The organism is Nocardia miyunensis NBRC 108239, assembly GCF_001613065.1.
Taxonomy (GTDB): domain Bacteria; phylum Actinomycetota; class Actinomycetes; order Mycobacteriales; family Mycobacteriaceae; genus Nocardia; species Nocardia miyunensis.
On sequence record NZ_BDBQ01000083.1, the window covers coordinates 14,904 to 34,714 of the forward strand.

General features: G+C 65.2%; 22 protein-coding genes. 11 read left to right on the forward strand and 11 right to left on the reverse strand.

Going from position 1 to position 19,811, the window contains the following annotated elements:
* The first annotated feature begins 8 nt into the window (after positions 1-8).
* A complete protein-coding gene (locus NM2_RS33245; RefSeq protein ID WP_067677226.1) occupies positions 9-797 on the forward strand; it encodes a dioxygenase family protein in 789 nt (262 codons plus the stop codon).
* Positions 798-1,266: 469 nt separating this feature from the next.
* Here NM2_RS33245 and NM2_RS33250 read toward each other — a convergent pair whose 3' ends face one another.
* Both NM2_RS33250 and NM2_RS33255 read right to left on the reverse strand, forming a co-directional pair.
* Entirely contained in the window at positions 1,267-2,010 is a 744-nt protein-coding gene (locus tag NM2_RS33250; protein ID WP_067677228.1) for an MBL fold metallo-hydrolase, read from the reverse strand.
* A gap of 10 nt (positions 2,011-2,020) precedes the next feature.
* Positions 2,021-2,326: a hypothetical protein gene (locus tag NM2_RS33255; RefSeq protein ID WP_067677230.1), complete on the reverse strand. Its 306-nt coding sequence runs from the start codon at positions 2,324-2,326 to the stop codon at positions 2,021-2,023.
* A 159-nt stretch (positions 2,327-2,485) separates the two neighbouring features.
* Between NM2_RS33255 and NM2_RS33260 the strand changes: the two genes are divergently transcribed.
* From NM2_RS33260 to NM2_RS33270, 3 genes are all read left to right on the forward strand, one after another.
* Positions 2,486-2,920, forward strand: coding sequence for a hypothetical protein (locus tag NM2_RS33260; protein ID WP_067677232.1), 435 nt, complete (start codon positions 2,486-2,488; stop codon positions 2,918-2,920).
* Positions 2,921-3,001: 81 nt separating this feature from the next.
* Positions 3,002-4,429, forward strand: coding sequence for an LpqN/LpqT family lipoprotein (locus NM2_RS33265; RefSeq protein WP_067677234.1), 1,428 nt, complete (start codon positions 3,002-3,004; stop codon positions 4,427-4,429).
* A 141-nt stretch (positions 4,430-4,570) separates the two neighbouring features.
* On the forward strand, positions 4,571-4,888 hold the full coding sequence (locus NM2_RS33270) for an NIPSNAP family protein (protein WP_157121455.1): 318 nt from the start codon (positions 4,571-4,573) through the stop codon (positions 4,886-4,888).
* A gap of 576 nt (positions 4,889-5,464) precedes the next feature.
* On the opposite strand, the gene NM2_RS33275 is transcribed toward NM2_RS33270, so the two are convergent.
* The 6 genes from NM2_RS33275 to NM2_RS33300 form a co-directional block, all read right to left on the reverse strand.
* Positions 5,465-6,244, reverse strand: coding sequence for an ESX secretion-associated protein EspG (locus tag NM2_RS33275; protein WP_067677238.1), 780 nt, complete (start codon positions 6,242-6,244; stop codon positions 5,465-5,467).
* Entirely contained in the window at positions 6,228-7,595 is a 1,368-nt protein-coding gene (locus NM2_RS33280; RefSeq protein WP_067677241.1) for a hypothetical protein, read from the reverse strand. Before NM2_RS33280 ends, NM2_RS33275 begins: the two co-directional genes overlap by 17 nt.
* The gene (locus NM2_RS33285) at positions 7,595-7,966 is read right to left on the reverse strand and encodes a hypothetical protein (RefSeq protein WP_067677243.1); all 372 of its coding nucleotides are present in this window, start codon (positions 7,964-7,966) and stop codon (positions 7,595-7,597) included. The genes NM2_RS33280 and NM2_RS33285 overlap by 1 nt, the downstream gene beginning before the upstream one ends.
* A gap of 13 nt (positions 7,967-7,979) precedes the next feature.
* Positions 7,980-8,558: a DUF3558 domain-containing protein gene (locus NM2_RS33290; protein ID WP_084531816.1), complete on the reverse strand. Its 579-nt coding sequence runs from the start codon at positions 8,556-8,558 to the stop codon at positions 7,980-7,982.
* Positions 8,559-9,055: 497 nt separating this feature from the next.
* The gene (locus NM2_RS33295; protein ID WP_067677247.1) at positions 9,056-9,262 is read right to left on the reverse strand and encodes a DUF397 domain-containing protein; all 207 of its coding nucleotides are present in this window, start codon (positions 9,260-9,262) and stop codon (positions 9,056-9,058) included.
* A complete protein-coding gene (locus NM2_RS33300) occupies positions 9,259-10,143 on the reverse strand; it encodes a helix-turn-helix domain-containing protein (RefSeq protein WP_067677249.1) in 885 nt (294 codons plus the stop codon). The genes NM2_RS33295 and NM2_RS33300 overlap by 4 nt, the downstream gene beginning before the upstream one ends.
* A gap of 364 nt (positions 10,144-10,507) precedes the next feature.
* Between NM2_RS33300 and NM2_RS33305 the strand changes: the two genes are divergently transcribed.
* A complete protein-coding gene (locus NM2_RS33305; protein ID WP_067677251.1) occupies positions 10,508-10,738 on the forward strand; it encodes a hypothetical protein in 231 nt (76 codons plus the stop codon).
* 17 nt (positions 10,739-10,755) lie between these two features.
* Complete coding sequence (locus NM2_RS33310; RefSeq protein ID WP_369690349.1) at positions 10,756-11,190, forward strand: DUF4254 domain-containing protein; 435 nt, start codon at positions 10,756-10,758, stop codon at positions 11,188-11,190.
* Between the two features lie 286 nt (positions 11,191-11,476).
* Here NM2_RS33310 and NM2_RS33315 read toward each other — a convergent pair whose 3' ends face one another.
* The 3 genes from NM2_RS33315 to NM2_RS33320 form a co-directional block, all read right to left on the reverse strand.
* The gene (locus NM2_RS33315; RefSeq protein WP_439956954.1) at positions 11,477-12,229 is read right to left on the reverse strand and encodes an isocitrate lyase/PEP mutase family protein; all 753 of its coding nucleotides are present in this window, start codon (positions 12,227-12,229) and stop codon (positions 11,477-11,479) included.
* A 76-nt stretch (positions 12,230-12,305) separates the two neighbouring features.
* The gene (locus NM2_RS49540; protein WP_157121456.1) at positions 12,306-12,464 is read right to left on the reverse strand and encodes a hypothetical protein; all 159 of its coding nucleotides are present in this window, start codon (positions 12,462-12,464) and stop codon (positions 12,306-12,308) included.
* 52 nt (positions 12,465-12,516) lie between these two features.
* Positions 12,517-13,011: a hypothetical protein gene (locus NM2_RS33320; RefSeq protein ID WP_067677253.1), complete on the reverse strand. Its 495-nt coding sequence runs from the start codon at positions 13,009-13,011 to the stop codon at positions 12,517-12,519.
* A 519-nt stretch (positions 13,012-13,530) separates the two neighbouring features.
* Between NM2_RS33320 and NM2_RS33325 the strand changes: the two genes are divergently transcribed.
* From NM2_RS33325 to NM2_RS33345, 5 genes are all read left to right on the forward strand, one after another.
* A complete protein-coding gene (locus NM2_RS33325) occupies positions 13,531-14,190 on the forward strand; it encodes an MspA family porin (protein ID WP_067677255.1) in 660 nt (219 codons plus the stop codon).
* Positions 14,191-14,247: 57 nt separating this feature from the next.
* The gene (locus NM2_RS33330; RefSeq protein WP_067677257.1) at positions 14,248-14,943 is read left to right on the forward strand and encodes an MspA family porin; all 696 of its coding nucleotides are present in this window, start codon (positions 14,248-14,250) and stop codon (positions 14,941-14,943) included.
* Positions 14,944-15,200: 257 nt separating this feature from the next.
* Positions 15,201-16,085, forward strand: a complete 885-nt coding sequence (locus tag NM2_RS33335; protein WP_084531817.1) for an IclR family transcriptional regulator — start codon at positions 15,201-15,203, stop codon at positions 16,083-16,085.
* A 280-nt stretch (positions 16,086-16,365) separates the two neighbouring features.
* A complete protein-coding gene (locus NM2_RS33340; protein WP_084531818.1) occupies positions 16,366-18,336 on the forward strand; it encodes a glycosyltransferase family 39 protein in 1,971 nt (656 codons plus the stop codon).
* A gap of 384 nt (positions 18,337-18,720) precedes the next feature.
* Positions 18,721-19,584, forward strand: coding sequence for a P1 family peptidase (locus NM2_RS33345; RefSeq protein ID WP_067677261.1), 864 nt, complete (start codon positions 18,721-18,723; stop codon positions 19,582-19,584).
* Positions 19,585-19,811: the final 227 nt, after the last annotated feature.

Here is a 19,811-nt window from a genome sequence, read left to right on the forward strand (position 1 = left end):
GGTTCGCCATGTCCACCGCCGAGACCGCCGGGCGCATGCCCGCGTTGTATCTGAGCCACGGCGCTCCGCCGCTGGCCGACGATCCGTTGTGGCCGGGTCAGCTGGCCGCCTGGTCCGCCGAATTGCCCAGGCCCACAGCGATTCTCGTGGTGTCAGCGCATTGGGAGGACGCGCCGGTGACGTACGGCGCGACCACGACCGTGCCACTGGTCTACGACTTCTGGGGTTTCCCGGAGCACTACTACTCGGTGCTGTACCCCGCGCCCGGAGCGCCCGAGCTGGCCGCGAAAGTGCGTGCGCTACTGGGTGATTCGATATACGAGGCACCCGATCGCGGACTGGATCACGGCGCGTACGTGCCGCTGGTGGAGATGTTCCCCGAGGCCGATATCCCGGTTCTCCAACTGTCCATGCCGACGCTCGATCCGGTCGGCCTGTTCGACCTGGGCCGCCGCCTCGCCCCGCTGCGGGACGAGGGAGTGCTGATCATCGGCAGTGGATTCTTCACTCACAACCTGAGCGAGATGATCCGCGACGCCGCCGGCGACGACGAGGCTCCCGCCTGGTCCCGCGAGTTCGACGCCTGGGGCCGGGAAACCCTGGCCGCGGGCGATATCGACGCGCTGCTCGACTTCCGGCACACCGCCCCGGCGGCCCGCCTCGCCCATCCCCGCATCGAGCACTTCGCCCCGCTGTTCGTCACCCTCGGCGCGGGCGAAGCCGACCTGGACAACCGGCGAACTCCCATCGAGGGGTTCTGGCTCGGGCTGGCGAAACGGTCCATCCAGCTCGGCTGAATATCGAGCACTTCGCCGCACTGTTCGTCGCCCCGGGTACGGGTGGACCTTCGGTGCGCGGCGTATCTCGATCGAGGGGTTCCGGCCCGGCCCGAACGCTCCATCCAGCTGGGCGGAATTCTATGGCCTCCAACAAGTTTGGTGAAATCTTCGATCCAGGTGCGGCACATAGATTGCCCGGGTGATGTCGCTTTCGATCGTGCCGAGGTGCGTTCGAATCGTGCGGCGCGCGGTAGGGGCTGCTGGACAGTCGGAGTCCTGTCGTGCGCGGAATACCCGTATCACGAAGGGGGCGGAACTCGTTGACTGAGCCCGCGCGACCGTTCGGTGAGTTCATCGAGGGGCGTGAGGCAGGGTGATCCGTCCCCGGCCCGTTCCGGCACCTGCGGGGTTTGCCGGGTATGCGCAGAGCGATTGCGCTGAATTGACCGGCGCGATCTGCTGTACCACCGGGGGATTCGGATACCGATTATTCGGTGGTCGAGCCGAACAGGCGGGTGAGATCGGCCGGGTCGTATTCGGTGGGCGCGCCGTGGCCGGGGACGAGGATGTGGGCCGGTTGGGCGGCGAGTGCGACGGCGCTGGCCCGGGTGCCGGACTCGTTGTGGTTGAAGAAGGTCGGCAGGAGTTGCAGGCCGGTGCGCTGGGAGAGCGGGTGGCCGGTGACGAGGGTGTCGCCGGAGAACAGGACACCGTCGGCAGGCAGCAGATAGGCGGTGTGGCCGTCGGTGTGGCCGGGGGTCGGTATCGCGACGATGCCGCCGGGCAGGGCCGCGAGGGTCGCCTCGTCGGCGGCGGTGGCCGACGGGATCGAGGTGTTGATGTGGCCGTAGACCGCCCGGACGGTCTGGGCCACCCAGCGCCGGCCCCTGCCGCTCAGCAGCTGCGCGGCCATCTGCGCGGGTGAAATCTGTTGCAGGTATTCGCGTTTCGCGTGCCGGACTTCCTCCGCGCCGGTGTACACGGGCACGCCGAGACGTTCGACCAGCGTCGGGATGGCCCCGATGTGGTCGAGGTGGGCGTGCGTGAGCAGGACCGCGGCGATATCGCTGAGCTGGTGGCCGATCTGCCGCACCGATTTCAGCACGTCCGCGGTGTCCCCGGCGTATCCGGCGTCGATGACGGTGACACCCGAGCCGTCGCTGACCAGTGCCCAGTTGACATTCGTCCCGGCGACGACGTGGACGGAGTCGGAAACCTGCTCGATCTTCACCCGCGCAACGCTAGCGCGCCTGATCGGCCCGCTGGAATTCGCGCCACGTCTTCTGCGTCTCGGTGAGCTTCGGCCGCGGGGTGCGGTTGCGGAAGAAGTTCACCACCATCAGCACCGGCAGCAGGAATGCCTGGAAGAAGATCAGATACGAGCCGCCGTCGAAGAGGAAGGCGAGATAGATCGCGTAGCCGAGGTAGACCGCGCCGAAGATGCCGTTGATCGAGCGCGACACGACGCTCTGCCCCTGCTTCAGCGCGGCCATCGCCAGCATGACGATGCCGCTGATCGCAAGCAGGGCCACATACCAATTGAACATGAGAATCCCCCGAGGTCGTGTCCGGTCGTTCCGGTCGGTGCGAAACCATAGCATCCGTTGTCGCACTGCGCGATCGAGATTCGCTGGCTTGCCGCGCGTCCATCGTGGCGACAAGTTACGCTGTGCGCGAGGACAAGTCGTTGAGGGAGGCGACGGGGTATGGGGCTGTTCTTCGAACATCCGGTGCAGCGGGTTCCGGCGGACGTGGTTCGCGCCGAGATTCGGCGTGCGCTACTGGATTCCGGGAAGGACGACGCGGCCGCGGTTGCCGCGCAGCGCATGGCGATACTCGGCGTCGAGGATCCGCGGCTGGAATCGGCGATCACCACCGCGTTGCAGATCTCGCCGCCGTCCGAATCGGATGCCGACGACCAGGCCTGTGCGGCCGCCGCGACGCTCGCGGCCGCGCCGCCGTCGCAATTCTTCTGGGGGCGCGCGATGTTGTCGGTCGTGCTGTTCGCGGTGCTCGCGGCCATGGGTTTCTGGTCCGACGCCACCCGTCACCCGACGTCCGCGACCTCGTTCTTCGGCTTCGCCGGTGCGGTGTTCGGCGTGGTCACCGCGCTGTTGTCCGCGGAGAAGGCACGTTCCTGAGATTTCCGTCCGGCGGAGGATGGACGTGCCCGATATGTGCGGTACCGTCGGGTGCGCACGAGAAGGAGGGGATTCGGCGCGATGAATGCGGCTTCACAAGACCAGGTCCCACGGGATCAGGACTCGGACGAACAAGCACTGCGCGAGCAGTCATTGCCCACGATCGGGGAGTTTCTGGCCGCCGTCGGCGCGACGCCGGTCGTGGTGCATCCCGAGTATGCCGGAGTTCCCGTTGTGCTGCTGGACATTCCGGGAGATTGGCACGAGGTTGTCCGCGATGTGCTGCCGAATGCCTTCGGGGCCTGGGCTTTACCAGCCGAGGAGGGCAGCGTCGCCGCGGCGTCCGGATGGGTCGAGAATGTCGTCCTGATGGTCTGGCGGCTGTCGTTGCCGGTCGACCCACGTGCGGTGATGCGTTGCGCGTACACGGATTCGCGGCGTCTGCCGGACTGGGTGGAACTCGGTGGCGACGTCGAGGATTACGACGGTTTTCCCTCCGCGGAGATCTCCGGCACCTATACCTATGCCGAGTTGAGCCTGTGGATGTCCACACGCTATCTCGTCGCCAGCACCCCCACCGGGCAGTATCTGCTGCAATTGACCGTGACGACCTTCGCCGACGAGATCGATGAAGGGGTGTTCATCGCCGAATCCTTCACGGTGCAGGTGCCTCCCGCGCGTCCCGGGTTGGGTGCGCACGAACTGCGGACCGGACCTCATCCGCTGGTGTCGGAGGGGGAAACCGGGTTTCGGTCCGGCGTGTACGACCCGGATACCGAATCGCGTTGGCGGCAGGCGTATTCCGGCGATTCTGCCGAGTCGTTCGAGCCAGAAGTGTCAGCGGCGCAGGATAATTCCGAGGCCTGGTCGGATACATACGGTCAGCAGGACGAATCGCATGCTCGGACCGATGAGTTCGGGGTCGAATCCGGGTTGTTCGCCTCGGAGGTCGAGCCTCCCACGCGGTCAGATGATTTCGGGAATCGATACGATTCGGAGAGGCCTGTTTCGCGGTCGTACGAACCGGAATCGTATGGGCGGGAGACGGATTTCTCGACGCGGTCGGAACCGTACGTATTCGAGTCTTCCTCGGAGTCATCGGGTTCCCGGGACGAATCATCGGTTATCGGATCGGATTCGGTGATTCGGGAATACGACCCGCGGTATCCCGAATCATTCGAGCCGGTACCCGATCCGCTCACCGGACCCCACTCGACGGTCCAGCGGTTCGAACCGGCGCCCGAGCCGTCGGTCCTGCCCCCTCGGCCGCGCTCGAATGCCCCGAGCGCCGGTTCGCATTCGGTGGTGCACGAGTTCGATTCGGTGGTCTTCGAACAGGACCCGAACGCCGGATTCGACACCCCCGCCCGAGGATACGAATCCACCGACCCCGATGCCTATTCCGCCATCATGGGCATCGAACCACGCCCCGCCGACAGCGATCCCCGCGGTCCGCGAAACCGAGAGCCGGACGCCCCGAGCACGGGAAATATGGATTTCCGTATCTGAGTCTCCGGGGTACGGATACATTCGCCGGGTGTGACGAAGTAAACCGATCATCTTGTGTGGCAATGAGATCGGCGTCGATATGGGAGTATGGGGCGATTGTCGGCGGTGTGATCGGTTGGAGGGGAAGCTGTGATCTATCGGATGCAGATCTATCAGGCGGTGGGGGAGAATCTGGCGATTTTCCACGACTACTTCCGGATACATCTGCTGCCGGTGCAGTTGCGCCACGGGGCGCGGCTGGTGGGTCGGTGGGAGACCGAGGACGGGCGCGTGATCGCGGTGTGGGAGTACGACGATCGCGAATCGTACGAGCACATTCAGGCCGAGGTGGCGGCCGATCCGGCTACCGGGTGGGCGGAGGAGTTGCGGCGGGAACTGCCCGCGTTCTTCACCGAGCGGGACGAGGTGTTCATGCGCTCGGCGCCCTCGCTGGAAGCGTTGGGGGATCCGGCGGTGTGAGCCTGGCTCGTGCGATGCGGGCTACCTTCGTATTCCACGTACCTCGAGGACAGGTCTCGCTCACCTCCAACTCCTGTTGGAGGTGAGCGTTCGTGCCATTACATGTTTGTTTGTGCGGCGGTTGGTTATTGGGCGAAGACTTCCGCGATGGTTGTGGCCCTGATCGCGCGGTCGAACCATTTTTCGAGGAGTTCGAGGTCTCGGACTTGAAGTAAGCGAGGTTTGCGCTCATCAGTTGGCTCCATTTCTTGGCGGCGGCTGTCTTGCCCAAGCCCAGTTCGGTGAGTTCGGTGAAGACGTTGGACTCTTCTTCGGTGCCGAGTTGTCGTGCGGCTCTGGCGCACGACCACGAGCACGGCTTGCTGGGAGGTCCAGCCTCTTGAAGGCTCGACCGAAGACTCCTGGATCTTCTTGGAACAGGCGATGCATCGCCTCGTGCGGGTTGCCGACCATGGGCTCGAAGGTATGTGCGAAATATATTCCGGCGGTAGCGGATTCATCCGGTTTCGGCGGATTTCGGGTGGCCTTCCTGCACGGAACGCCCCGGCACGGATGGATTGCCCATTGCGGACGGGGTCAGGGGCGGCGGGTGCGGAGGTAGGACTCGTGTTCTCGGTCGTCCCGGTAGTAGGTGGCGGTTAGGGTGGTCAGGCGGTTTACTTCTGCGGCAAGGGATTTAGGGGTTATGGGTTTGGCGATTATGGGGTCGGTGGTTTTCACGTAGTAGCGGCCGTCGGGGTAGTCCATCCACCAGAAGGAGCGGCCGGGGGAGCGGCGGGCATCGAGGGCGGGGCCGGGGAAGATCATTACTTCGCCGTAGGCGGTTCGGGGGCGGTCGAAGATGCGGTCGAGGCGGTCGGTGAGGGAGGGGCCGTGGCGCACGGGGTTGAGGCGGTCTCGTTCGAGGTCGTCGCGGCGGATTTCCAGGGCGGGGTGGGTTCCGGGTTTGCGTTTGGGGAGGGATTCGACGGCGTATTCACCGATTTGGGTTGCGGGGCAATACTTTACGATCACATCGCCGCCGGAGTCCGGGGCGGTGCCGGGGAACTGGACCATGACCGCGCCGCCGTTGTCGCGGACCGCGCCGTGGAAACGATAGATCCGGTCGTGGTCGGGGCCGCCGAAACCCATGGCCTCCACGCGTGCGTCGGGATTGACCAGGACGGCAAGGGCGCGGTCGAGATCCGGGTCGTATTTGGTGAGCAGCGATTCGACCGCCGCCTCGCGGGCCCGCTTCAGATCGTCGAAATCCTCGATGTCGGTGCGGTGCTGCAGTGGATACGGCATACGGTCGCGACCGTATGCGGCCCAGAGGATTTCGAATTCCAGGCCGGTGAATCTAGTACTTCGGGGCATCATGGTCTCCACCGATCACAGGCGGTACATGTCTGGGGCGGCCGTCCAGGCCGGTGAGCTCGTCGCCGTGCTCCTTGGTGACGAGATATTCAGGTACGCCGGGCTTTTCGGCATCCTCGCCCTTCTTGCCCTGCGCTGCTGAACCCAGGCCCGCCATTCCCGACGTGCCGGTGCGGGCGGCCGAGGCGGCTGCGCGCTCGGCGGCGGCGGTCTGCGCGGCTCCCGATGTGCCCGGGACACTGCGGCCCGGTGCCGCGGATGCGGATCCGCCCGAATTGTCTGTGCCGGAATATGTTGGACCACTGGCTGATTGGAGCCCGCCAGCGGAGTGGCCGGAGGCGTCGGGGCTGGCGCCCGCGCTGTATTGGGAGGCGGCCGGATTGTAGCCCGCCGTCGAAGTCGACTGTGATCCGGTGGCGGCGGAATTCGCGGAATCGCGTGTGCCGGAGAGCTGTTGGCTGGATGTCTGCGACGGGCCGGACGCGCCGCCCTGATCCTGGGCTCGGTCGCTGTCGGGACCGGTGGCGCCCGGCCCCGAGGCGGCCGGGCCAGAGGCGGCGGGGCCGGGGGACTGGTCGGACCCGGTCGCGTTGTCCGGCTGCGCATTCGGGCCCGACGGTCCCGATGGTCCGGACGCCGCCGCGGTCGGCCCCGAGGTGATCCGCGGGGCCGTGGGCAGATACGGGACACCGGTGTCGGTCTGACTCGCCACCGGGCCGTAGACGGTGTTGAGGATGCGCCGGGCCTCCTGCGTGGCCTCGTCCTTGTTGTGGTCGTTCACCTTCATCACGCCGTCGGTGGGGAGGGTTTTCCCGGCCGGTGTGGTGGTCACGGTGACGCCGGGCATGAGGTTCCTGGTCTCCTCGAGTCCGGTCTTCATCTCCGAGAGCTTGAGGCTGATCAGGGTCGCGGCTTTGGCCAGGTGTTCGGACTTGGTGGAGTAGTTGTTCACCGCGTCGACCGCGGCTTTCGCGGCCGCTCCGCGCCAGCCGGAATGTTGTCCCTGACCGTTGATCGTGCGGGCGAATTCCCGTTGGAATTGGGCGAACGCGCCGGTCAGGGTCAGGCCGATATTCGCCCACGCAGTGACGGCGTCGTTCACGGTCGATGGATTCATGCTGTCCACCGACTTCTGCATGGTGGCCAGGTCCATACTGTCGTAATTATCCGGCGTCGTGAGCTTCCGGGGTTGGATGTCACCTGCGAATTCGGTGTCGTAATTACCCTGCTGTTCGGTCTTGTAGATCCAATCCCGGTCCTTGTTCCATTGCTCCTGGGCTTGGATGACCTTGCGCTTGTAGGCGTCGTAACTATCCCCGAAGAGATTCTCGAGATCCTGAATGATTCCCATTACGGCTTCAACTTCTCGATCTTGGCGCGCTGTTCCTCATCGAGTGCGACATAGTTTGCGATTGCCTTCGCGACAACTTCTTTCGTGATGTTGATTGCATCGATGTGCTGTTTGATCACAGTGTCGAGAGCGCGGTCGCCGCCCGAAGCCAGCGAAGAAAACTTCTTCTCGAGGACTTGGCTGGAATTGAAGCTTCCGAAACCGGTTATGCGGCTGACGAATTGGATGGACTGCAGAACGGAATTAAGTTTCTGAATATGATCGTCACATACTTTGTCGAGCCCTTTTCCCGTCTCCGGGTCCAGGTACAACTCGCCAGAGTTGGCTTGACCGAGCAAATTACGCCATATGTTGGTGTCGACCCCATCCATAGCACGTCCCCTCTCAAACGCCAGGGAGATACTGGGCCAGTCCGTCGGCGAGATGGCGAACGTGGGTGCACGGATCGCTCGTACCGCTGACTCCGTAGTTGTTGAGAACCTCGAAGTCGACTGTGCCGCCGGGGATTTGCGCGCTGATCGAACAGTCGAGATCGTGATTTCCGCCTGCGGCGCGATACTGGAGAGCCTGACGGTTGCCCACGGTCGTGGGTGTGAAGTCGGTGTAGTCGGTTCGCTGCTTCAGGTCGTCCAGCGAATGGTCCGAGGTAAAGATCTCGAATCCGTACGTCTTGTCAGCGGACTTCCATCCGCAGACCTTCCAGCCATCGAATGTTGTCCCGGAGATCTGATCGCTCTTCGTCGTTGCGTCGAGTCCCAGACCGGAAATCGCCGACTCGGGAATCGTGCAGGGATCCCATTGGGATGCCGCCGAGTTGCTCGAGGTCGCAACGGCCGAGGCGCTGGCGGTGGTCTGCGCGTCGGCGGTCGGGGAGCCCGGGGTGGACTCGCCGCATCCCGCGAGCGTCAATTCTGCCGCCGCGATCAGGGCGAATACCCCGAGTGTCTTCGGCATACGGCTCATCTGCTGCCCTCCTCATCGGCGAAGTCATGGCAATGAGGGGCTGATCAACACATCCCCCGACTGTGCGACGAACCTTACCGGGGATTCCAGTACGGAGACAATGGTTCACGACGCCGAGCGAGCAAGCGCCATTATGCGTCCTCACTCATGCGTGGAAATCGACTGTGCCGCCGGGTATCCGCGTGCTGATCGAGCAATCGAGATCATCACTCGCCCGCGGCTGCCTACGGAGGTTCACCCGGGGCGAACTGTGGTCCGGAGCGCTGGGACGATCGGATCAGGTGGTGAACAGCTGGATGTGGACGTCGCGGGTCGACGAGTCTCGCTCGTCCACAACGATGATTCGATTGATCGACTTTCCATCGGGTCGGCGGTAGACGTCCGCGGCTCGCAAGAGTGATGGAGAGGATTCGAGCGGTGGACTCGGATACCGCCCATTTGTGACGAGCTGCGGGAGGGCGGAGACGGTACTCGATCCTCCCGCAATTCGTGTCCGGTCAGGGGTGATCGAGTTCGCCGTTCCGAACTCTCGTATTGAATGCGTCCCAATCCTCAGGGCCGAAGACGAGGGCTGGTCCGGTGGGGTTCTTCGAGTCGCGGACACCCACCATGGCGGCGTCGAGGTGAGCGATCTCCACGCAGGCAGTAGATTCCTTGCTGCGGCTCGATTTGAACCAATGTGCTTGGGACAGGTCGTAAGTCACGCTCGGTACTCCCTTGCAATCCGACCCATGAGGGCCCTTGATTCGTCCTCGCTCAAGGCTACGCGGCGAATGTGTTCCAGCGCATGCCGATACGGATCGATCTCGGTATCGCGCTCCAGATAGAGATCGCCGGTAAAGCCCTCGACGTACACCACTGGAGGTTCGATCGAACCGCTGGCCGGGAGCCTGTCGAACTCCAGCAGGACGAATGCGCCGACGTGTAGACCCATATGACTGCCTACGGAATGCGGTATCACACGGACTGAGACATTGGGCAGTTCGCCGACCGTCATGAGGTGATAACACTGGCGTTCCATGACGCTGGGCCCACCGATCTGGTGGTTCAGGACAGCTTGGGAGAGGTAGAGATCTACCTCGAACTCTCTGTCCTGCAATCGTTCTTGGCGTCGAATGGCCATCTCGACGCGACGCTCCACATCGGGGGTCGAGTCCTGCGGGTGCATTGTCCACTCTCCTGCGCGCCGGTAGTCGGCGGTCTGCAACAGGCCCGGGACCATCGTGATTTGGAACGATGTGAACCTTCGTGCAGCTTCCTCCAATCCGTAGTAATGCTCGAATCCGTCGGGCGACAGGTCGGCGTAGGCGCGCCACCACTTACCGCCGGATTTGGATGCCTCTCGGGCTTCTTGACCCAATTCGAGCAGCAGTCGACGCTCGTCGTCAGAAACCCCGTACAGGTTGCACAGCGCGTTGATGTGCAAGCCTGATACCCGGGTGACCTGCCCGTCCTCGAGTCTGCCGATGGACTGCGGCGACAATTCGACGGCTCGTGCGGCGGCGGATTGGCTGAGTTTGGCTGCGTCCCGGAGCTTTCGGAGCCGACGGCCGAGTGACCGTCGCGCGAGCGTTGATCCTGTCATGGCATTGCCTCACTGTCTGGTGTCGTTCGTGCTGTCCTGGCCGGTGAATTCCATACTGGCGCGACGGTTCTGGAAAGCGTCGCATTGGAAAACCGAATTGCGGAAAAACAATGCATCGGTGGCATCCGTGTCGGAATGTTCCGTGCTGGAATGGGATTCGCGGTGAGGATCGCACTGGATATCTTTGCTGTTTCAGCGGACATAGTAGGTCGTGATGTTCTGCTTCGCTGTCGGTTGGCGTAGAACGGAATACGTTCGTACATCAGTAGTTCCGAAGGGCATGGCTTGTCCAGGGAAATGGAACGTGCCCAATCTTGCTGTGTCCATTGTGGATTCAGTTCGAAATAACCAAGGAGGAAAAACGTTGCGAGGCAATCCGGTTTTTCACGACTATCCGCCGAATCCGCTTCCGGTCGTGCAGATGCATCGCGAACTGCACATGTCCAGGCATGCGGACTGCACGCCGGAGACCTGCGCGATGATCCGGTACTGCCGGGGGCGGCTGATCGAACTCGGACGGCTGAACCCGGACGACGCTCCGGGCGAGTGCTCCCTGTGCCGAGACGACGACCCGAGTAGATCCACTTCGGCCTAGAACCATTCGGAGAATGCATGACGATGCCGTGTGAGCCGTTGCCGACGAAATATGAAGTGCTGCATGCCTGTCGGGGCGTCGGGTTCGACCGTCACCCGATCCTGCGCGCCGCGCACACGCTGACCGAACTGCACGAGAGACGTCTGGGCGCGGGCTGCGCCGCGACCGCGGAGATGGATCGTGAACGCGCCCTCCGGGTCGCGGAGATCGACCGCTGGGTCACCGCATCGCTGCCGCCCGCGCACGGTGCGGCACACGTGCACACCGAGACGCTCGGCGCGGTGGTCGACCGCCTCGCCCAATTCACCGCCGCCGCCTTTGCGGCACTGGCGAATTCGACCGACTGGCGCCTCGGCGACGCCTGGGAACGCCTGGCCGAACTCGCCGTCGGCTACGAGGACCTGATCACCGAACTGCAATCCGGCCGCCGCCGTCTACCGGGCGGGCCATGACACGGCCGCATCGCCCGACCCGCCGCACTGGTATCGGGGTTCACGCGTGGGCCCGGGTTGCCGCACCCCATGCATGCATCCGCACCTGTTGCCGACGCATCGTACGGATCCGGATTCAGGTATGGGTGCGATCGCGGCGTGAGTGGTGAGCGCTGTGGAAGACTGGAATCGGCAGGTGGACAAGGCGAGACGGAGGGGGATCCGAGATGACCGTCGAGGGTGCGGTGTCCATCCGTGGGCGACCCGTTCGGGTGATGACGACGGGCCGCCCCGGATCCGGGGGAAATCAGCTCCAGCGCTGGAGCAGGCGGTTGGTTTCGGTGGCGAGGGCGGCCTGGAGGAACGGGCCGAAGCTGACTCGCGCGGCGCCCGCCTCGGCGAAGTACGCGCGGTCGTTCTGGTCTGGGGTGGAGATTGCGTTGACCGGGAGGGGGAGCTCGGAAGTCAAGCGGCGCAGGGTTTCCGGGGCGTGTCGGCCGACCGGGTAGAGGACGTCGGCGCCCGCGTCGGCGGCCAGGCGGAGGCGGGCGATGGCGCGGTCGGTGCGGTCGGACTCGTCGCCGTCCTGGCGCAGGAACAGATCGGTGCGGGCGTTGATCACCACGTGCACGCCGGAGGCGTCGGCGGCCTGACGCAGGGCGGCGACGAAATCGGCGTGCTCCTGCGGCTCGCGCAGGCGGCCGCCCTCGCTGTGCACGGTGTCCTCGATGTTGAGGCCGACCACGCCGATCTCGACCAGGCCCTCGATGAGTTCGGCGGGCTTGCGGCCGTATCCGGCCTCGATGTCGAGCGAGACGGGGATCTCGACGGCAGCGGTGATCTCGCGGACCCGGGCCAGCGACTCGGCGAAGGTCATGCCCTCCTTGTCCTGTTTGCCCAGCGAATCGGCCAGCGGGTGGCTGCCCACGGTCAGCGCCGCGAATCCGGCCTGCTGCACCAGGTTCGCCGACCAGGCGTCCCAGACGGTCGGCAGGATCACCGGTTCACCGGGCTTGTGCAGGGCGAGGAATTTCGTGGCCTTGTCGGCGAGTGCGTTCACGGCAGTCAGCTCTCCTGAGGTGAGGTGATGGTCTCGGGACAACCGTAATCGCCGATCGGGCATTCGGGCAGGGGGTTCAGTGGTCGCCGTCGGCGGGTTCGGCGGGCTGCGCGTTGGGGGCGCTGCTGAAGACGGGGCGTTGCGCCTTCGCCTCGGTGGTGGCGCTCGCTGGGGTGGGCACCGTGACGGTGCTGTGGCTGAACAATCCGGGTTTCGGCCCGTTCTCCTGGTCCATTCGAAGAAGTCTGCTCGTAGCGGGCGGCAAAAGCGAATTTCCTACCGGTTGGTCAGGTCAGATTGCTGTCGTGGCACAGGCTTCCGGTGCGGGTCGTCGGGGCGGGGCGGGCCGCGCCGGGATCGAAGGACCACTGCGAGATCGGGGCGACCGCGTGCCAGTAGAGGTGGCCGTCGCCGCCGGAGTACGCCTCGTAGACGTCGTCGGTGCCGGGGATGAGCTGATCGCCGACACAGTAGTCGTCGTAGGCGGTGCCGGGCTGGCGCGCGCCGACACTGAACAGTCCGGTCGGATTGGTGTCCGCGCCCGGCACCGGCACCGTGCTGTGCGCGGTCGTGCGTCCGGACGACTGCCAGGTCGGCGTCCCCTGATCGTCGGTGCAGCGGAAGTTCCAGCCGCCGGAGGAGATCGCCAAACCATCGGTGTGCGGTGATCCATCCCACAGGCAGGCGGTGGAAGCCGTTGCGGCATAGGCGATTCCGGGGACACCGAGGCCGAGTGCGAGGGTGAGCCCGGCCACGATCGGGAAGAAGCGGACACGTCGCACTGCAACCTGCTTTCGCCTGAGAGGGGCCTTCCGCCGGAGAGGACACTTCCGAATCGGAAGACTTCCGCCCGGGAAGGGCTTCCGCCTTGGAAGTAGAGGGGGAGGTTGCGTGCCCGCCGAAATATGATGAGGGGACATACACTTCGGCGGGCACGCGCACAGGCCCGGTGGTCTTACGGCGGCAGGTCGCGAGAGTCCGGCTGCAGTACCGGGTGCGTGCTCGACGAGTGCTTGTCCTGCCCTCCGTACGGGCCACTACCAGCATCGCCTCGAATTCCTTGGTTTCGCCACTCCCTTTTCATTGAAGGAAGAATTTCCTTGAAGAAAATGCCGCGATTCGAATTTCAATGATAGATAGTGTAATCAAGGAAAGTGCGACTGATGTAAATAGTGATTTGGGCTACCGTTCGGCTCGGTGCGTGTTCGGCGGATTGCGAATTCGAAGGCGTAACCGCCCACGCGCCACACGATTGCCCCGCTCACGCGGGGTAGACCGATGAAGGTAGTGAGGGACAACAGATGAGGGAATATCGTCGTGCCGGGACCCGGGCGCTCCGGGCCGCCGGCATAGCGGCGGCGGTGAGCGCCGCGATCGGCTTTCTATCAACGGGAGCCGCGAACGCGGACACGTTTGTGCCGTTGCCGGACGGACACATCGTGGACCCGGGTGTTTCCATCGATAGCGTCGGAAACAGTGTGAACATCTCGCCGTCGCTGGCGGCGAACGGGGCGGGCCGCGTGGCCTGGTTGACCTCGCACATCGCCGCGAACGTGACGACGCCGCCCGGCACGGTCGGACCGTGGAACGGGCCGGAGAACAATGCCGGTACCAACAATTCCTCGACGCACGGCGCCTCGACCATGGCGGTCGGTTACCTCGTGGGCTGCCAGGTCTCCCTGGGTAGCTTCTCGGCGTCGCTGTCGGGCTCGATCAGCACCACACCGGACCTGTCGGGTTCATTGTCGGTGCCGCTCTCGCCCGGACAGGTGAAGTGGGTGAATTTCGACGAGAAGGATATGACCTCCTCGGGTCGATACACGTTCGATCTGCAGGATCAACAGGTCGATATCCAGGGGTGCGGGGGCTATGCCCAGGCACGTCAGGTGGTGACGGTGGAAATCGTCGGGCCCGACTACTCCAAGACCACCCTCTACGGCCAGCCGTTCAGCCTCGGCTGAGTTCGCCTGTCACTCACAGCATTTCGCTACGGCGAATCTCGATCGAGGAATACTCACATGAATACTTTTCGCATGGGCCTATTGGCCCGGACGGCCGGCATCGGGCTGGCCGCGGCCGCCGCGTTCGGATACTTCTCCGTGGGCGCGGCGAACGCCGACACCTTCGTACCGCTGCCGGGCGGGCACATCACCCGGACCATCGGTGACGGGACCGTCGTGAACGTCGACATCACCGGCGAATCGGCGAATATCAACCCCTCCCTGCAGGGCACCCCGCTGAGCCGGAACGCGTGGACCAGCGGCCATGCCGAGGTCAATCTGACCGGCGGGGAAGCGAAGGATCCGAAGACCGCGACCAGGCTGATCGTCGGCTATATCGTCGGCTGCCAGGTCGATCTGAGCGGCGGCATCGAGCCCGGTGTCAACGCCAGCGGTGACGCTGACCTGAGCACCAGCCCGGCGACCGTCTCGGCCACCGGCGGGGCCTCGACCACCCTGACGATCGCGGCGGGACAGGCCAAGGTGCTGAATCTGCTGGATGTCGAGGCGCCGGACGATTTCGGCGCCGATTCGCACAACAATTTCCAGCAGGTGAAGGGGCCGCATCAGAGTGTGACCTGGCACAACGAGACCTTCGCCGTGGACGGTTGTGGCGGGTACGCCCAGGCGCGTTCGTTCGCTCAGGCGAAGGTGTACACGAACTCGTCGATCGGATATGTGACGGTCTGGGGGAAGCCCTTCAGTATCGGATGATTCGGACATCGGATAATTCGGACAAATAGAATAAACCTCCACCGTGAATTGTGTTCGTTGTCACGGTGGAGGTTTTTTTCTGTATGAAAACGGACACGCGATGGATTTCCTTGGTTACAACAAAGCCTGACGCACAGTGGATTCTAAGCTTTTGGGCAGGAGGTTTCCAGCCCCATACGACAAAGTCGGACCTGTCGCGTCCGCAACGCCGCGGACCGATGCTGCGTGTCCCGGATATACCGGAAGGTAAGTCGTAGATGGCCAGATATTCCAACGGTGAGTCCGTTTTTTCGCGATTGGCCCGCCTCCTCGAGGCGTTCGAGGACGACAGTCCGGTCATCACTGTCTCAGAGTTGTCGAAACGAACGGGCCTTTCGTTACCGACGGTTTCGCGGATGGTGTCCGAACTGGTCGAACGGGGGTGGTTGCAGCGCGACGCCGACCGGCGGGTGTGGATCGGGCTGCGGATGTGGGAACTGGTCTCCCGGGCCGCGCCCACCCGGGATCTGGTGCGAACCTCGGTGCCGTTCATGACCGAGCTCAGCGCCCGAATCGGGCAGAACGTGAACCTGAGCGTGCGGCAGGGCTCGGAGGCGATGTTCATCGAGACGTTGTCCGCACCCAATGCGGTGCAGACCGTATTGCGCGGGCCGGGATCGCGGCTGCCGCTGCACGCCTCCGCGGCGGGACTGGTACTGCTCGCCTACGGGCCCCCGGTGGTGCAGGAGGCCGTGCTTGCGGGCCCGCTGCCCGCGCTGTCGGCGCGCACGGTGACCGAGCCGAACGCCCTGCGCGCATTGCTGAGCGAGATTCGCCGGACCGGTGCGGCGTTCTGTCCCGGACTGATCGATCCCGCGAACGCCGCGATCTCCGTGCCGTTGCGGTCGAGTACCCGGGAGGTTGTGGCGTCATTGTCTGCGATAGTGCCGAATACCGATGGCGCGCGGGCGATGGTGCCATTGTTGCGCACTGCGGGTGCGCAGATATCGCGTGCGCTGGCAGCGCGGAACAGTCCCGCGTGGCAACCCGATTCGGAGGAGCAGCAGCAGAAATCGGAGGAATCCAGACACAATGCGCGGACGACGCGTTCGTTACGGTCGAATACGTCGTTGCTCGCGCTCGGTCGGGTTGCGACGAACTGACCGGTTCGAATGTAATTTCGATGATTGCCCGAGATGCTGTGGACAATGGCGGTATCGGGTAATTCTCGATCCGGAAGCTGCTTGAAGGAAACAACTCTGGCATCGGGACATGACACTACTACAATTGATTTCGGGCGCCCGCCGGAAAAGGAACCTCGGAAATTTTTTTGCCGGTGGGCGTCCATCGTTCTCCGGCAGGAGCCGAGGCGGCGGGGGCTCACAGAGTTCTCCCAGTGTCGGTTGAGAGCTCTAGCAGGGTGATCGACCAGGATTGCCGATCATGACCGAGACTGCCACCGCGGAACCCGGGGCCGCCGCGCGCCCAGCGGCCGTGCCCACCTCGTCCGGGCCCGGAATTCCACGTGAACGCTTGATTCTGGCCCTGCTGCTGATCGGAACGGCCGCGGCCTACTGCTGGAACCTCACCGCCGGGGGCTGGGCGAACGAGTTCTATGCCGCCGCGGTGCAATCCGGGACGTTGTCGTGGAAGGCGTTCCTGTTCGGGTCGCTGGATCCCGGAAATATCGTCACGGTCGACAAGACGCCGCTGTCGCTGTGGCCGATGGAACTGTCCGGGCGGATCTTCGGATTCAGCAGTGCGAGCATGCTCTTGCCTGAGGTCGTGCTGGGCGTCGCCTCGGTGGCTTTGCTGTGGGCGACCGTGCGGCGCGTGTTCGGGCCCGCCGCGGGGTTGCTGGCGGGCCTGGTGCTGGCGTTGACGCCGGTGGCGGCGCTGATGTTCCGGTACAACAATCCCGATGCGATGCTCACCTTCCTGATCATCGCCGCGGCCTGGGCGATGACGCGGGCGCTTGGTGACGGGCGCTGGCGGTGGCTCGTGCTGTGCGGTGCGTTCGTCGGATTGGGTTTCCTGGCAAAGCAATTGCAGGTGATGCTGGTGGTGCCGGGGCTGGCGCTGGCCTATCTGGTGGCCGGTCCGCCGCGGCTGGGCAAGCGGATCGCGCAATTGTGTGCCGCGGTCGCGGGACTGCTGGTCGCCGCCGGATGGTGGGTGCTGATCGCGCAGCTGTGGCCCGCGGACTCGCGGCCGTATTTCGGTGGTTCGGAGAACAATTCGATCCTGGACCTGACCGTCGGCTACAACGGGATCCAGCGGCTGGACACCTCCGGATTCGGACCCCGCGCCGGGGAACCGGGCATCACACGACTGTTCGGGCCCGAACTGGCCGGGCAGATCACCTGGCTGGTTCCGGCCGCGCTGGTGTTGCTCGTCACGGGGCTCGTGTTGCGCGGCAGGGGATCCCGGACCGACAGCGTGCGCGGTGCGCTTGTGCTGTGGGGCGGGTGGCTGGTCGTGTCCGGGCTGGTGTTCAGCTTCATGAACGGGACATTCCACCAGTACTACACGATGACCATGGCCCCGGCGGTCGCCGCGCTCGTCGGCGGCGCGGGCGTGCTGGTGTGGCGGGCGCGTGAACGCGGCTGGGTGCGTGCGGTACTCGCGGTGAGTGTGCTGCTCACCGTGGCGATGGCATGGGTGACGCTCTCGCGCACAACGGATTTCGTGCCGTGGTTGCGGTGGGTGGTGCTCGTCGCCGGGATCGTCGCGGCGGTGGGGTTGGTCGTGCGGACGCGCGCCGGGATCGCGGCGGCCGTGCTGGCGGTGCTGGTGGGGCTGGCCGGGCCGGTGTCGTACACCGTTGACACGCTGGCGAATTCGTCCGACTCGGGTGGGTTCGGCGGTGCGGGGCCGCAGGTTCCGGGGACGGGGTGGGGGCCCCAGGGTGGGCACAAGGGCGGCGATGGTCCGGGGAGCAACGCTGGTGGTGCACAGCCCGCGAACGGTGCCCAACCGGGGAACGCCGCACAGCCTGGGAAGGCCGACAAACCGGCTGACGCGGCGAAGCCGGGTCGCGGACACGGCGGGCCGGGCTGGGGCTCGGGTCCGTCGTCGCAGATCGTCGCTTTGCTGAAATCCGATGCGGGCCGGTTCACCTGGGCCGGTTCGGCGGTCAGTTCGCACGGCGCCAACAGCTATCAGCTCGCCGCGGACGTGCCCGTCATGTCCATCGGCGGATTCAGCGGCGGCGACCCCGCCCCCACCCTGGCGCAATTCCAGCAGTACGTCGCCCAGGGCCGCATCCACTACTTCATCGCCGAGGAAGACCGCGGCCCGCGCCACGACGCCGACTCCGAGGCGACGAAGATCACCACCTGGGTCGAGCAGCACTACACCCCGACCACCGTCGACGGCACGAGCGTCTACGACCTCACCGCGCCGAAGCGATAGGCGTTGGGGTGTAACGAGAGTCGCTGTCTCGGGGCGCAGGGCGACTTTCGAGCGATGCGTTGTGTAGGTCGGAGGACTCGCGATGCGGGCCCTCCGACCTGTCCCGACCGCGTTGCGGGCCGGTTCCATTCTCGCGATAGACGCGGGGTCGCAACGAGCGTCGCCGTCGATACCGAGAGGGGCCGCCCGGGATGCACGGCTCGACATCCGACGACACCGTCGTACGTTGAACTCGAGTTCTCCCGCGGGGAGATCGCCGCCTGACGGAAGGGGGCTGCCCCGCGGCGGGGTCCAGGTCGACGGCAGTGGCGGTGCTGTGGCGCAACGGAATTCCGGCCGATGAATGCGATGATCGCCGGGACATTGCCGCGAAGGAGGGTGCACATGACGATCGGAATTCCGGGTATCCGGGTCGGGCACTGGTCCGATCCGGCCGCGCAGACCGGCTGCACGGTGCTGACGTTGCCGGAACACACCACGGCCTCGTGCGAGGTGCGCGGCGGGGCGCCGGCGAGTCGCGAGCTGGATGCGCTCGCGGTGGACAAGGCCGCGGTCACGATCGACGCGATCGTGCTGACCGGCGGGTCCGCCTTCGGTCTGGCCGCCGCCGACGGGGTGCTGCGCTACCTCGAGGAGCAGGGCCGGGGCGTGCCGACCCCGGCCGGGCCGGTGCCGCTGGTGCCGACCATGGCCCTGTTCGATCTGGCCGCGGGCGATCCGTCCGCCCGGCCGACCGCCGAGCACGGTTACGCCGCCGCGCAGGCCGCCGCCGGTGCGCAGATCCTGCGCGGGCGCGTCGGCGCGGGGACCGGTGCGTACACCTCGCAGTGGCGCGGTGAGCGACGACGTCCCGGCGGAATCGGTTATGCCGAGCGAACATTGGGCCCACTGGTGGTCGGGGCGCTGTGCGCGGTGAACGCCTTCGGCGATATCGACGACGGCCGCGCGGACATCTCCCTCGACGCCGTCGCGATCATGGGCGAACCCTTCGAATTCGACACCTCCCGCACCCACACCACGATCGGCGCGGTCCTGACCAACGCCCGCCTCGACAAAACCGGCTGCCTGATCGCCGCCCAGGGAGCCCACGACGGCCTGGCTCGCGCCCTGACCCCACCGCACACCCGCTACGACGGCGACGGATTCATAGCCGCGGCAACGGGTTCGGTCGAGGCCCACGTCGACACCGTGCGTCTGATGGCGGTCGCTGCGGTCACCGAAGCCATTCGGTCGGTCGCCGTGGAGTGAGCTGGATGCACTGTTGCGGTGTCGAGTTCGGTTGCGGCCATCGGTCCGGTGGCAGCGGACCGGACCCGAATCGGCACTGTTCGTCTGATGGCCGCGGCGGCGTTGTGGCGCAAGCCGTTCGGTCGGTGGCCGCGAGGTGAGTTGGATTCACTGCGATGGTGAGGGGTTCGGTTGCCGCGGCTCGTCCGTTCGGTGGAGCGGCCGAGCCCGATTCATCGCAGCGGCAA